The sequence below is a fragment of the Bacillus methanolicus MGA3 genome, from assembly GCF_000724485.1.
In the GTDB taxonomy this organism is placed as follows: domain Bacteria; phylum Bacillota; class Bacilli; order Bacillales; family Cytobacillaceae; genus Bacillus_Z; species Bacillus_Z methanolicus_A.
Map to the genome: position 1 here is coordinate 86,370 of NZ_CP007739.1, position 13,631 is coordinate 100,000.

General features: G+C 47.3%; 8 protein-coding genes, 9 tRNA genes and 4 rRNA genes. All 21 read left to right on the forward strand.

The window, feature by feature from the left end; translation table 11 throughout:
* Position 1 precedes the first annotated feature (1 nt).
* The 21 genes from pabC to BMMGA3_RS00530 all read left to right on the forward strand — a co-directional run bounded on the left by pabC (position 2) and on the right by BMMGA3_RS00530 (position 13,610).
* The gene (gene pabC / locus BMMGA3_RS00430) at positions 2 to 862 is read left to right on the forward strand and encodes an aminodeoxychorismate lyase (protein ID WP_003347201.1); all 861 of its coding nucleotides are present in this window, start codon (positions 2 to 4) and stop codon (positions 860 to 862) included.
* A gap of 12 nt (positions 863 to 874) precedes the next feature.
* On the forward strand, positions 875 to 1,708 hold the full coding sequence (gene folP, locus BMMGA3_RS00435) for a dihydropteroate synthase (protein ID WP_003347203.1): 834 nt from the start codon (positions 875 to 877) through the stop codon (positions 1,706 to 1,708).
* Positions 1,708 to 2,067: a dihydroneopterin aldolase gene (gene folB / locus BMMGA3_RS00440; protein ID WP_003347205.1), complete on the forward strand. Its 360-nt coding sequence runs from the start codon at positions 1,708 to 1,710 to the stop codon at positions 2,065 to 2,067. The genes folP and folB overlap by 1 nt, the downstream gene beginning before the upstream one ends.
* Positions 2,068 to 2,070: 3 nt before the next feature.
* Positions 2,071 to 2,595 carry a 2-amino-4-hydroxy-6-hydroxymethyldihydropteridine diphosphokinase gene (folK, locus tag BMMGA3_RS00445; protein WP_003347206.1) on the forward strand — a complete coding sequence of 175 codons (525 nt, stop codon included), beginning with the start codon at positions 2,071 to 2,073 and terminating at the stop codon, positions 2,593 to 2,595.
* Positions 2,547 to 2,777 carry a helix-turn-helix domain-containing protein gene (locus BMMGA3_RS00450; protein WP_003347209.1) on the forward strand — a complete coding sequence of 77 codons (231 nt, stop codon included), beginning with the start codon at positions 2,547 to 2,549 and terminating at the stop codon, positions 2,775 to 2,777. The genes folK and BMMGA3_RS00450 overlap by 49 nt, the downstream gene beginning before the upstream one ends.
* A gap of 18 nt (positions 2,778 to 2,795) precedes the next feature.
* Complete coding sequence (gene dusB / locus BMMGA3_RS00455) at positions 2,796 to 3,797, forward strand: tRNA dihydrouridine synthase DusB (RefSeq protein ID WP_003347211.1); 1,002 nt, start codon at positions 2,796 to 2,798, stop codon at positions 3,795 to 3,797.
* Between the two features lie 198 nt (positions 3,798 to 3,995).
* Positions 3,996 to 5,480, forward strand: a complete 1,485-nt coding sequence (gene lysS / locus BMMGA3_RS00460) for a lysine--tRNA ligase (protein ID WP_003347213.1) — start codon at positions 3,996 to 3,998, stop codon at positions 5,478 to 5,480.
* A 455-nt stretch (positions 5,481 to 5,935) separates the two neighbouring features.
* Positions 5,936 to 7,486, forward strand: a 16S ribosomal RNA gene (locus BMMGA3_RS00465).
* Positions 7,487 to 7,756: 270 nt separating this feature from the next.
* Positions 7,757 to 10,691 (forward strand): 23S ribosomal RNA (locus tag BMMGA3_RS00475).
* A 96-nt stretch (positions 10,692 to 10,787) separates the two neighbouring features.
* A 5S ribosomal RNA gene (gene rrf, locus BMMGA3_RS00480) occupies positions 10,788 to 10,903 on the forward strand.
* Between the two features lie 10 nt (positions 10,904 to 10,913).
* A tRNA-Val gene (locus tag BMMGA3_RS00485) sits at positions 10,914 to 10,986 on the forward strand.
* A gap of 30 nt (positions 10,987 to 11,016) precedes the next feature.
* A tRNA-Thr gene (locus BMMGA3_RS00490) sits at positions 11,017 to 11,089 on the forward strand.
* Positions 11,090 to 11,179: 90 nt separating this feature from the next.
* Positions 11,180 to 11,255, forward strand: a tRNA-Lys gene (locus tag BMMGA3_RS00495).
* Positions 11,256 to 11,266: 11 nt separating this feature from the next.
* Positions 11,267 to 11,348 (forward strand) — tRNA-Leu (locus BMMGA3_RS00500).
* Between the two features lie 16 nt (positions 11,349 to 11,364).
* Positions 11,365 to 11,439, forward strand: a tRNA-Gly gene (locus tag BMMGA3_RS00505).
* Positions 11,440 to 11,443: 4 nt separating this feature from the next.
* A tRNA-Leu gene (locus tag BMMGA3_RS00510) sits at positions 11,444 to 11,532 on the forward strand.
* An 18-nt stretch (positions 11,533 to 11,550) separates the two neighbouring features.
* Positions 11,551 to 11,627, forward strand: a tRNA-Arg gene (locus tag BMMGA3_RS00515).
* 7 nt (positions 11,628 to 11,634) lie between these two features.
* Positions 11,635 to 11,711 (forward strand) — tRNA-Pro (locus BMMGA3_RS00520).
* 11 nt (positions 11,712 to 11,722) lie between these two features.
* Positions 11,723 to 11,798, forward strand: a tRNA-Ala gene (locus tag BMMGA3_RS00525).
* A 37-nt stretch (positions 11,799 to 11,835) separates the two neighbouring features.
* A complete protein-coding gene (locus BMMGA3_RS17695) occupies positions 11,836 to 12,024 on the forward strand; it encodes a hypothetical protein (RefSeq protein ID WP_185762553.1) in 189 nt (62 codons plus the stop codon).
* 35 nt (positions 12,025 to 12,059) lie between these two features.
* Positions 12,060 to 13,610: ribosomal RNA gene (locus BMMGA3_RS00530) — 16S ribosomal RNA — on the forward strand.
* The 16S, 23S and 5S rRNA genes sit together here with 9 tRNA genes alongside, the layout of an rRNA operon.
* Positions 13,611 to 13,631: the final 21 nt, after the last annotated feature.

A 13,631-nucleotide genomic window follows, 5' to 3' on the forward strand; every position in this document is an offset into this window, starting at 1 on the left:
AATGTACATTTATATAAATGGTAAATTTGTGAAGGAAAATGAGGCAACAATCTCGCCCTTTGACCACGGGTTTTTATACGGGCTCGGATTATTTGAAACTTTTCGAATCTATGACGGACATCCTTTTTTGCTAGATGATCACCTCGAGCGCCTAAACAGTGGTTTAAAAACAATCAACATTAGTGCGAAGTATAGTCGAAGTGAAATAGTAGAGATATTAACAACCTTAATGGAAAAGAACGGTTGGAAAAACGCATACATAAGGCTTAATGTTTCAGCGGGCAATGGAGAGGTTGGTTTGCAAACAGACCCGTATGAAAGACCAAATGTGATTATTTTTTCAAAACCCCTTCCATCAGCAGGGGAATTAGTAGAGAAAGAAATTTCCATCTTAAATATAAAAAGAAATACGCCTGAGACCGATTTTCGCTTAAAATCACACCATTTTCTTAATAATTTTTTAGCCAAACGTGAAATTGGCAACAATCCTGGCTGTGAAGGAATTTTTCTAACAGAAGAAGGATTTTTGGCTGAAGGAATCGTTTCTAATATTTTTTGGGTGAAGAGAAAAACGTTGTACACGCCTTCTGTCAAAACGGGAATTTTAAATGGAGTCACCCGGCAGTTTGTCATGAAGCTCGCCGAAAAGTGGGGATTTGAAATACAGGAAGGTTTTTATAGGCCGGAAGATATCGAAAATGCGGAAGAAATCTTTTTAACAAATTCGATACAAGAAGTGGTTCCGGTCTCGAACTTTCATAAAAAGCAAATGGCTGGGCTGGAAGGGAAAACAGTTCGGATGCTGCATCGTGAATTCCGCAAATACTGTATGACTTTATGGAGCAGAAACGAAATCGTTTAGGAGGCATAAATCGTGGTAAATAAGCAAATTATTCAAGCAGGCCCTTACAGATTGGATTATGGAAAAAAGACGATTATCATGGGGATTTTAAATATTACACCTGATTCATTTTCGGATGGCGGAAAATATAATCGGCTGGAATCAGCAGTTGAACATGCGCTTGAAATGGTCGAGAATGGCGCAGATATTATTGATATCGGAGGAGAATCAACGCGCCCTGGGCATGAGCCAGTACCGCTGGATGTTGAATTGGAGAGGGTTATTCCTGTCATTGAAGCGGTTGCATCGAAAGTAAAAGTGCCGATTTCAATCGATACTTATAAAGCAGAAGTGGCAAGACAAGCGATTAAGGCTGGTGCTCATATTATTAATGATGTATGGGGTGCAAAAGCAGATCAGGAAATGGCTGCCGTTGCGGCTGATCTTCAAGTTCCAATTATTCTTATGCATAATCGAAACAACCAAGATTATAGCGTCTTCTTTCGGGATGTGATTAATGATTTGTATGAGAGCATTACATTAGTCAAAAATGCCGGAGTGAAAGATGATATGATTATTTTAGACCCCGGCATCGGGTTTGCAAAAGATCTGACGCTCAACATTGAAATGATGAGAAACTTAGACAAATTGGTTGCACTCGGCTATCCGGTACTATTAGGAACATCTCGAAAATCGATGATCGGCCGCGTATTGGACCTTCCGGTAACGGAACGGGTAGAAGGCACAGCAGCAACAGTCTGCTACGGAATTCAGAAAGGCTGCCAAATCATTCGTGTTCATGATGTAAAAGAAATGAGCCGAGTTGCCAAAATGATGGATGTCCTTATTGGAAAGGGAGAAATTTAATGGACAAAATTATGTTAAATCAAATGACCTTCTATGGCTATCATGGGGTCTTTCCGGAAGAAACAAAACTTGGCCAGCGATTCATTGTTGATTTGACAGTTGAGCTTGATCTGAAAAAAGCGGGAGAGAGTGATAACCTAGAAGACTCGGTCAACTATGGAGAGTTATATGAAGCCTGTCGGGAAGTGGTTGAAGGAAAACCATTAAAGCTTGTGGAAGCAGTTGCAGAAAAAATCGCTTCGAAAATTCTTCATGATTTTGAAACGGTAGAATTATGCACGGTAAAAGTGACGAAACCGGACCCGCCCATTCCTGGCCATTACCGATCTGTGGCAGTAGAGATTACAAGGAGAAGATAGTTTGTGAAAAATAGTGCGTTTATTGCTCTTGGTTCGAATATTGAGGACAGGTACACATATTTAAAAAAAGCTGTTTTGGAATTAGATAGCTTTGATGAAATTAAAGTGGTAAGCACTTCTTCTATTTATGAAACCGATCCAGTCGGCTATGAAGATCAGGATAAATTTTTGAATATGGTAATTAAAGTAAATACATCTCTAGGACCCTTTGAATTATTGGATACTTGTCTTGATATTGAACAAAAGCTTGGAAGGAAAAGGGAAATAAAGTGGGGCCCGCGGACGATAGATCTTGACATTCTTTTATACAATAACGAAAATATTGAAACAGAGAATTTAACAGTTCCTCATCCTCGGATGAAAGAAAGAGCATTTGTCATGATTCCTTTAATGGAAATCAGAAACAGCACGCTTCCGGTGATGAAGAAGCCTTTTGATCCTTTGTTAGAAACAATCGCTAATAAAGAAGGAGTTCGAATATGGAAGCAGAAAAATGGGGAAGACGTATTCGCGCTTTTCGAAAATTAAAGGGTTATACACAAGAAGGTTTTGCTAAGGAGCTTGGTGTTTCCGTTTCCATATTGGGAGAAGTGGAAAGAGGAAATCGAATGCCTTCAAAGGATTTCCTCGAGCAAGTTGCTGCTTTGTTAAATATTCATATTGATGAATTAATTCCGCCTGAGGAAAATGATATAGACCCTTCACCTTAGTAAAAAAGGAGGTACAATATGCTGAAAATCGGCGACATTGAAATGAAAAACCCGGTTGTCCTTGCACCAATGGCCGGTGTTTGCAACTCTGCGTTCCGCTTGACTGTAAAAGAGTTCGGAGCAGGACTTGTATACGCGGAAATGGTCAGTGATAAAGGGATCGTTTACAAGAACGAAAAAACATTGAACATGCTTTATATCGATGAACGCGAAAAACCGTTGAGCCTGCAAATTTTTGGAGGCGAAAAAGAGTCATTGGTCGAAGCTGCAAAGTTTGTTGATAAAAATACGAATGCTGATATTATTGATATTAATATGGGTTGTCCGGTACCGAAAATTACAAAAGTTGATGCCGGAGCAAAGTGGCTTCTGGATCCGAATAAAATTTATGATATGGTTGCAGCAGTAGTCGATGCAGTAGAAAAACCAGTTACTGTAAAAATGCGCATTGGCTGGGATGAAGAACATATTTATGCTGTTCAAAATGCGCAGGCTGTAGAACGAGCCGGCGGAAGCGCGGTAGCCATCCATGGACGCACTCGTTACCAAATGTATGAAGGGAAGGCAAACTGGGATATTATCCGTGAAGTGAAGCAATCTGTTAACATCCCTGTTATCGGAAACGGTGATGTAGAGACTCCCCAAGATGCAAAGCGGATGCTTGATGAAACCGGAGTGGACGGTGTTATGATCGGTCGTGCTGCACTTGGTAATCCATGGATGATTTACCGCACAGTTAAATATCTTGAGACCGGCGAACTGTTGGGAGAGCCATCGGCTCGTGAAAAAATTGATGTGTGCATTCTGCATTTAGACCGCTTAATTGCCTTGAAAAATGAAAATATTGCTGTTCGGGAAATGAGAAAACATGCTGCATGGTACCTTAAAGGAATCCGCGGAAATGCAAAGGTCAGAAATGCAATTAATGAATGCAATACTCGTGATGAACTTGTTACGTTGTTATATAACTTCGTCGAAGAAGTTGAACAAAAAGAACAAAGTCAATCACAGGCTGTGTAAGATTTGACATAAATAGGTTCTTTTTCTATAATACTTGTGTTATGATTAGAAGCTGCCAGTGATGAACTGGCAGTTTTTATTCTATTTATTACTTTTATGATGTCTGATTGTATAAGATTGTGTAAAATAATATAGTATGCATGCCAATTAGCAATTACGATGCTTTACATAAAGTTTTTATATTGGAGTTGATTGATTGTGAGTCATGAAGAATTAAATGACCAATTAAAAGTAAGAAGAGACAAAATGAACCAGCTTCGCGAAAAAGGTCTTGACCCTTTCGGTAAAAGGTTTGAAAGAACTCATCATGCTCAAGAACTGATAAAAGCATATGGTGATCTTGAAAAAGAAGAAATTGAAGCAAAAAACATTTCTGTTACGATAGCCGGCCGCATCATGACAAAGCGTGGAAAAGGGAAAGCCGGGTTTGCCCATATTCAGGACTTAACTGGCCAAATTCAAATTTATGTCCGCCTCGATACTGTTGGTGAAGAACAATATGAAATCTTTAATATGGCTGACCTCGGTGATATTGTAGGTGTAACAGGGACCCTTTTTAAAACAAAAGTTGGCGAACTTTCTGTAAAAGTAGAATCATTCATTCTTCTAACAAAGTCTCTTCGTCCGCTTCCGGAAAAATTCCATGGATTAAAAGACGTGGAACAGCGTTACCGTCAACGTTATTTAGATTTAATCATGAACAACGAAAGCAAGGACACATTTATTACTCGAAGCCGGATTATCCAATCCATGCGCCGTTATTTAGATGATCACGGCTATTTAGAAGTGGAAACGCCAATGATGCATGCGATAGCAGGGGGAGCATCTGCTCGTCCGTTTATTACCCATCATAATGCTCTTGATATGCCTTTATATATGCGTATTGCCATCGAACTTCATCTAAAACGTTTAATCGTGGGTGGCCTTGAAAAGGTATATGAAATTGGTCGTGTATTCCGGAATGAAGGGGTATCAACCCGCCATAATCCAGAATTCACAATGATTGAACTTTATGAAGCGTATGCAGATTACCGTGACATCATGAAATTAACTGAAAACTTAATTTCTCATATCGCGCAAGAAGTGCTTGGAACAACAACCATCCAATATGGCGAACATGAAGTGGATCTAAAACCGGAATGGAAACGACTCCACATGGTTGATGCAATTAAAGAGTATACGGGTGTAGACTTCTGGAAAGAGATGAGCACCGAAGAAGCCCGTGCGCTTGCTAAAGAGCATAATGTTGAAATTAACGATAATATGCTGTTCGGCCATATCGTTAATGAATTTTTTGAGCAAAAAGTAGAAGATAAATTAATTCAGCCAACATTTATTTACGGCCATCCGGTTGAAATTTCGCCTTTGGCTAAAAAGAATGATGAAGACCCTCGCTTCACAGACCGTTTTGAATTATTTATTGTCGGTCGTGAGCACGCAAATGCGTTTACTGAATTAAACGATCCAATTGATCAGCGTGAACGCTTTGAAGCTCAGCTTAAAGAACGAGAGCAGGGGAATGATGAAGCTCACATGATGGATGATGATTTCATTGAAGCACTTGAATATGGAATGCCGCCAACAGGAGGTTTAGGAATCGGTATTGACAGACTTGTCATGTTGCTGACAAATTCTCCTTCTATTCGAGATGTTCTGTTATTCCCGTTAATGCGCCATCGTTAATCTTCAATAAAGAAGCAATGCGGCTTTAAGTCGCTTTGCTTTTTTATATGAGAGTTAGTCAAAAAAATCGGTTATAATTAAGCGATTAGTGGAAATATTATTTTTAACATTTCTCGTAAAAAATTATTAATAAATGTATTGCAACAAATTAATAATGGTGCTATATTATTATCTGTTGCTGCAAGAAAGCAATCAAAAAAGTATTGACAAGGTGATTCGCACCTGGTAATATAGAAAAGTCGCTTCTGAGCGACAGATAAGAATTGTTTCTTGAAAACTAAATAAACAAAAGCGTCAACATTTAAAAGTGGAGGCGACTGGTTAGCTTCGAAGGGCATTGGAGCTTCTGGCGGAAAAGTCCTTAAAGACTTTGACAGAAGAAGCGAAATGACCGAGAAGATGGAAGCCGAAACTGGATAGCGTTAATTCTATTTTTTATGAGCATATCTTACTCTTTTTTGGAGAGTTTGATCCTGGCTCAGGACGAACGCTGGCGGCGTGCCTAATACATGCAAGTCGAGCGGACCGATGGGAGCTTGCTCCCTGAAGTCAGCGGCGGACGGGTGAGTAACACGTGGGCAACCTGCCTGTAAGACTGGGATAACTTCGGGAAACCGGAGCTAATACCGGATAATCCTCTTTCCCGCATGGGAAAGAGCTGAAAGATGGCTTCGGCTATCACTTACAGATGGGCCCGCGGCGCATTAGCTAGTTGGTGAGGTAACGGCTCACCAAGGCGACGATGCGTAGCCGACCTGAGAGGGTGATCGGCCACACTGGGACTGAGACACGGCCCAGACTCCTACGGGAGGCAGCAGTAGGGAATCTTCCGCAATGGACGAAAGTCTGACGGAGCAACGCCGCGTGAGCGAAGAAGGCCTTCGGGTCGTAAAGCTCTGTTGTCAGGGAAGAACAAGTACCGTTCGAATAGGGCGGTGCCTTGACGGTACCTGACCAGAAAGCCACGGCTAACTACGTGCCAGCAGCCGCGGTAATACGTAGGTGGCAAGCGTTGTCCGGAATTATTGGGCGTAAAGCGCGCGCAGGCGGTTCCTTAAGTCTGATGTGAAAGCCCACGGCTCAACCGTGGAGGGTCATTGGAAACTGGGGAACTTGAGTGCAGAAGAGGAGAGCGGAATTCCACGTGTAGCGGTGAAATGCGTAGAGATGTGGAGGAACACCAGTGGCGAAGGCGGCTCTCTGGTCTGTAACTGACGCTGAGGCGCGAAAGCGTGGGGAGCGAACAGGATTAGATACCCTGGTAGTCCACGCCGTAAACGATGAGTGCTAAGTGTTAGAGGGTTTCCGCCCTTTAGTGCTGCAGCTAACGCATTAAGCACTCCGCCTGGGGAGTACGGCCGCAAGGCTGAAACTCAAAGGAATTGACGGGGGCCCGCACAAGCGGTGGAGCATGTGGTTTAATTCGAAGCAACGCGAAGAACCTTACCAGGTCTTGACATCCTCTGACAATCCTGGAGACAGGACGTTCCCCTTCGGGGGACAGAGTGACAGGTGGTGCATGGTTGTCGTCAGCTCGTGTCGTGAGATGTTGGGTTAAGTCCCGCAACGAGCGCAACCCTTGACCTTAGTTGCCAGCATTCAGTTGGGCACTCTAAGGTGACTGCCGGTGACAAACCGGAGGAAGGTGGGGATGACGTCAAATCATCATGCCCCTTATGACCTGGGCTACACACGTGCTACAATGGATGGTACAAAGGGCTGCGATGCCACGAGGCTGAGCCAATCCCAAAAAACCATTCTCAGTTCGGATTGCAGGCTGCAACTCGCCTGCATGAAGCCGGAATCGCTAGTAATCGCGGATCAGCATGCCGCGGTGAATACGTTCCCGGGCCTTGTACACACCGCCCGTCACACCACGAGAGTCTGTAACACCCGAAGTCGGTGAGGTAACCGTAAGGAGCCAGCCGCCTAAGGTGGGACAGATGATTGGGGTGAAGTCGTAACAAGGTAGCCGTATCGGAAGGTGCGGCTGGATCACCTCCTTTCTAAGGATTATTCGAAAAGCGAAGGCGACTGGTTAGCCTCGACAAGCGCTGGAGCTTCTGGCGGAAAAGTCCAAAAGACTTTGACAGAAGAAGCGAAGCGACTCGAGAGGCTAGGAGCCGTAGCTAGACATTACAACAGAATAGTTGATCGCTTTTGTTTGTTTAGTTTTGAGGGAGCAATTCCTCAGAACTTTGTTCTTTGAAAACTAGATAATGTGAAGAAGGCAAAAGAAGAACCGAGTATCGCCATTTTAGGTTTCAAACCTTGAAGGTTAAGTTAGAAAGGGCGCACGGTGGATGCCTTGGCACTAGGAGCCGATGAAGGACGGGACTAACACCGATATGCTTCGGGGAGCTGTAAGTAAGCGTTGATCCGGAGATTTCCGAATGGGGAAACCCCCTATCCGTAATGGGATAGGATCCTAGCCTGAATCCATAGGGTTAGGAGGGCAGACCCGGGGAACTGAAACATCTAAGTACCCGGAGGAAGAGAAAGCAAACGCGATTCCCTGAGTAGCGGCGAGCGAAACGGGAACAGCCCAAACCAGGAGGCTTGCCTCCTGGGGTTGTAGGACACTCAACATGGAGTTACAAAGGAACGGAGTAGACGAAGAGGTCTGGAAAGGCCCGTCAGAGAAGGTAATAACCCTGTAGTCGAAACTTCGTTCCCTCCTGAGTGGATCCTGAGTACGGCGGGACACGTGAAATCCCGTCGGAAGCAGGGAGGACCATCTCCCAAGGCTAAATACTCCCTAGTGACCGATAGTGAACCAGTACCGTGAGGGAAAGGTGAAAAGCACCCCGGGAGGGGAGTGAAAGAGAACCTGAAACCGTGTGCCTACAAGTAGTCAGAGCCCATTCATGGGTGATGGCGTGCCTTTTGTAGAATGAACCGGCGAGTTACGATCACATGCAAGGTTAAGTCGAAGAGATGGAGCCGCAGCGAAAGCGAGTCTGAATAGGGCGAATGAGTATGTGGTCGTAGACCCGAAACCAGGTGATCTACCCATGTCCAGGGTGAAGTCCAGGTAACACTGGATGGAGGCCCGAACCCACGCACGTTGAAAAGTGCGGGGATGAGGTGTGGGTAGCGGAGAAATTCCAATCGAACTTGGAGATAGCTGGTTCTCTCCGAAATAGCTTTAGGGCTAGCCTCAAGTGTGAGAGTCTTGGAGGTAGAGCACTGTTTGGACTAGGGGCCCTCATCGGGTTACCGAATTCAGACAAACTCCGAATGCCAAAGACTTATCCTTGGGAGTCAGACTACGAGTGATAAGATCCGTAGTCAAAAGGGAAACAGCCCAGACCACCAGCTAAGGTCCCAAAGTATACGTTAAGTGGAAAAGGATGTGGAGTTGCTTAGACAACCAGGATGTTGGCTTAGAAGCAGCCACCATTTAAAGAGTGCGTAATAGCTCACTGGTCGAGTGACTCTGCGCCGAAAATGTACCGGGGCTAAACGTATCACCGAAGCTGTGGGTGGACACCGTTTGGTGTCCGCGGTAGGAGAGCGTTCTAAGGGCGTTGAAGCTAGACCGGAAGGACTGGTGGAGCGCTTAGAAGTGAGAATGCCGGTATGAGTAGCGAAAGATGGGTGAGAATCCCATCCACCGAATGCCTAAGGTTTCCTGAGGAAGGCTCGTCCGCTCAGGGTTAGTCGGGACCTAAGCCGAGGCCGAAAGGCGTAGGCGATGGACAACAGGTTGATATTCCTGTACCACCTCTTTTCCGTTTGAGCGATGGGGGGACGCAGGAGGATAGGGCAAGCGCGCTGCTGGATTAGCGCGTCCAAGCAGTTAGGCCGCTAACGAGGCAAATCCCGTTAGCAGAAGGCGGAGCTGTGACGGCGAGGGAAATGTAGTACCGAAGTTCCTGATTCCACACTGCCAAGAAAAGCCTCTAGCGAGGAAAAAGGTGCCCGTACCGCAAACCGACACAGGTAGGCGAGGAGAGAATCCTAAGGTGAGCGAGAGAACTCTCGTTAAGGAACTCGGCAAAATGACCCCGTAACTTCGGGAGAAGGGGTGCTTTTCTGGGTGCATAGCCCGGAAAAGCCGCAGTGAATAGGCCCAGGCGACTGTTTAGCAAAAACACAGGTCTCTGCGAAGCCGCAAGGCGAAGTATAGGGGCTGACGCCTGCCCGGTGCTGGAAGGTTAAGAGGAGGGGTTAGCTAAAAGCGAAGCTCTGAATCGAAGCCCCAGTAAACGGCGGCCGTAACTATAACGGTCCTAAGGTAGCGAAATTCCTTGTCGGGTAAGTTCCGACCCGCACGAAAGGCGTAACGATCTGGGCACTGTCTCAACGAGAGACTCGGTGAAATTATAGTACCTGTGAAGATGCAGGTTACCCGCGACAGGACGGAAAGACCCCGTGGAGCTTTACTGCAGCCTGATATTGAATTTTGGTACAGCTTGTACAGGATAGGTAGGAGCCTGAGAAGCCGGAGCGCCAGCTTCGGTGGAGGCGTCGGTGGGATACTACCCTGGCTGTATTGAAATTCTAACCCGCGCCCCTGATCGGGGCGGGAGACAGTGTCAGGTGGGCAGTTTGACTGGGGCGGTCGCCTCCTAAAAAGTAACGGAGGCGCCCAAAGGTTCCCTCAGAATGGTTGGAAATCATTCGCAGAGTGTAAAGGCATAAGGGAGCTTGACTGCGAGACCTACAAGTCGAGCAGGGACGAAAGTCGGGCTTAGTGATCCGGTGGTTCCGCATGGAAGGGCCATCGCTCAACGGATAAAAGCTACCCCGGGGATAACAGGCTTATCTCCCCCAAGAGTCCACATCGACGGGGAGGTTTGGCACCTCGATGTCGGCTCATCGCATCCTGGGGCTGTAGTCGGTCCCAAGGGTTGGGCTGTTCGCCCATTAAAGCGGTACGCGAGCTGGGTTCAGAACGTCGTGAGACAGTTCGGTCCCTATCCGTCGCGGGCGCAGGAAATTTGAGAGGAGCTGTCCTTAGTACGAGAGGACCGGGATGGACGCACCGCTGGTGTACCAGTTGTCTTGCCAAAGGCATAGCTGGGTAGCTATGTGCGGACGGGATAAGTGCTGAAAGCATCTAAGCATGAAGCCCCCCTCAAGATGAGATTTCCCATAGCGTCAAGCTAGTAAGATCCCTGAAAGATGATCAGGTTGATAGGTCTGAGGTGGAAGCGTGGCGACACGTGGAGCTGACAGATACTAATCGATCGAGGGCTTAACCAAATTAAAAAGCGGAAGAAGTCCGCAAATGATACTCATTGTTCTTCACTTCTTCATGCATTATCTAGTTTTGAGAGAATGAAATCTCAAATGAATAGGTCTGGTGGCGATGGCGAGAAGGTCACACCCGTTCCCATACCGAACACGGAAGTTAAGCTTCTCAGCGCCGATGGTAGTTGGGGCATTGCCCCTGCGAGAGTAGGACGCTGCCAGGCTTTTTAAAACGGAGGATTAGCTCAGCTGGGAGAGCACCTGCCTTACAAGCAGGGGGTCGGCGGTTCGATCCCGTCATCCTCCACTTTACAGCTTTATGGACAAGTTACATAAAGCCGGTGTAGCTCAATTGGTAGAGCAACTGAATCGTAATCAGTAGGTTGGGGGTTCGATTCCTCTCGCCGGCACCTGATTTACGTTCGAATTGTCTTAGATTGGGAAGATTTTGTTTTTAAAGAAGAAACATTGAAGAAAAACTTGTAGTGTAATAAAAACAAGAGCCATTAGCTCAGTCGGTAGAGCATCTGACTTTTAATCAGAGGGTCGGAGGTTCGAATCCTCCATGGCTCACCATTTAAAATTTAGCGGGTGTGGCGGAATTGGCAGACGCACCAGACTTAGGATCTGGCGCCGCAAGGCGTGGGGGTTCGACTCCCTTCACCCGCACTTAAGATTATGGTATGCGGAAGTAGTTCAGTGGTAGAACACCACCTTGCCAAGGTGGGGGTCGCGGGTTCGAGTCCCGTCTTCCGCTCCACTATGCCGGGGTGGCGGAACTGGCAGACGCACAGGACTTAAAATCCTGCGGTAGGTGACTACCGTACCGGTTCGATTCCGGTCCTCGGCACCATTTAGTATTTTAAGAAATGCGCCCGTAGCTCAATTGGATAGAGCGTCTGACTACGGATCAGAAGGTTATGGGTTCGACTCCTGTCGGGCGCGCCATTATATTCGGGAAGTAGCTCAGCTTGGTAGAGCACATGGTTTGGGACCATGGGGTCGCAGGTTCGAATCCTGTCTTCCCGACCATTTAAACATGAGGGGCCTTAGCTCAGCTGGGAGAGCGCCTGCTTTGCACGCAGGAGGTCAGCGGTTCGATCCCGCTAGGCTCCACCAAAAAAAGTTGTTGACATAACAATGTGATAATGTTATATTGAAAGAGTCGCCTAAAAGCGACAACTTAAATTGTTCCTTGAAAACTGAACAAACAAAAGCGTCAACATTTAAAAGTGGAGGCGACCGGTTAGCTTCGAAGGAAGCTGGAGCTTCTGGCGGAAAAGTCCTTAAAGACTTTGACAGAAGAAGCGAAGCGGCCGAGAAGCTGGGAGCCGAAACTGGATAGCGTTAATTGTATTATTTATGAGCATATCTTACTCTTTTTTGGAGAGTTTGATCCTGGCTCAGGACGAACGCTGGCGGCGTGCCTAATACATGCAAGTCGAGCGGACCGATGGGAGCTTGCTCCCTGAAGTCAGCGGCGGACGGGTGAGTAACACGTGGGCAACCTGCCTGTAAGACTGGGATAACTTCGGGAAACCGGAGCTAATACCGGATAATCCTCTTTCCCGCATGGGAAAGAGCTGAAAGATGGCTTCGGCTATCACTTACAGATGGGCCCGCGGCGCATTAGCTAGTTGGTGAGGTAACGGCTCACCAAGGCGACGATGCGTAGCCGACCTGAGAGGGTGATCGGCCACACTGGGACTGAGACACGGCCCAGACTCCTACGGGAGGCAGCAGTAGGGAATCTTCCGCAATGGACGAAAGTCTGACGGAGCAACGCCGCGTGAGCGAAGAAGGCCTTCGGGTCGTAAAGCTCTGTTGTCAGGGAAGAACAAGTACCGTTCGAATAGGGCGGTGCCTTGACGGTACCTGACCAGAAAGCCACGGCTAACTACGTGCCAGCAGCCGCGGTAATACGTAGGTGGCAAGCGTTGTCCGGAATTATTGGGCGTAAAGCGCGCGCAGGCGGTTCCTTAAGTCTGATGTGAAAGCCCACGGCTCAACCGTGGAGGGTCATTGGAAACTGGGGAACTTGAGTGCAGAAGAGGAGAGCGGAATTCCACGTGTAGCGGTGAAATGCGTAGAGATGTGGAGGAACACCAGTGGCGAAGGCGGCTCTCTGGTCTGTAACTGACGCTGAGGCGCGAAAGCGTGGGGAGCGAACAGGATTAGATACCCTGGTAGTCCACGCCGTAAACGATGAGTGCTAAGTGTTAGAGGGTTTCCGCCCTTTAGTGCTGCAGCTAACGCATTAAGCACTCCGCCTGGGGAGTACGGCCGCAAGGCTGAAACTCAAAGGAATTGACGGGGGCCCGCACAAGCGGTGGAGCATGTGGTTTAATTCGAAGCAACGCGAAGAACCTTACCAGGTCTTGACATCCTCTGACAATCCTGGAGACAGGACGTTCCCCTTCGGGGGACAGAGTGACAGGTGGTGCATGGTTGTCGTCAGCTCGTGTCGTGAGATGTTGGGTTAAGTCCCGCAACGAGCGCAACCCTTGACCTTAGTTGCCAGCATTCAGTTGGGCACTCTAAGGTGACTGCCGGTGACAAACCGGAGGAAGGTGGGGATGACGTCAAATCATCATGCCCCTTATGACCTGGGCTACACACGTGCTACAATGGATGGTACAAAGGGCTGCGATGCCGCGAGGCTGAGCCAATCCCAAAAAACCATTCTCAGTTCGGATTGCAGGCTGCAACTCGCCTGCATGAAGCCGGAATCGCTAGTAATCGCGGATCAGCATGCCGCGGTGAATACGTTCCCGGGCCTTGTACACACCGCCCGTCACACCACGAGAGTCTGTAACACCCGAAGTCGGTGAGGTAACCGCAAGGAGCCAGCCGCCTAAGGTGGGACAGATGATTGGGGTGAAGTCGTAACAAGGTAGCCGTATCGGAAGGTGCGGCTGGATCACCTCCTTTCTAAGGATTATACGAAAAGCA

Coding starts and splice junctions, on each gene's coding strand:
- pabC (WP_003347201.1), top strand. CDS start 2: ATGTACATTTATATAAATGGTAAATTTGTGAAGGAAAATGAGGCAACA.
- folB (WP_003347205.1), top strand. CDS start 1,708: ATGGACAAAATTATGTTAAATCAAATGACCTTCTATGGCTATCATGGG.
- BMMGA3_RS00450 (WP_003347209.1), top strand. CDS start 2,547: ATGGAAGCAGAAAAATGGGGAAGACGTATTCGCGCTTTTCGAAAATTA.
- dusB (WP_003347211.1), top strand. CDS start 2,796: ATGCTGAAAATCGGCGACATTGAAATGAAAAACCCGGTTGTCCTTGCA.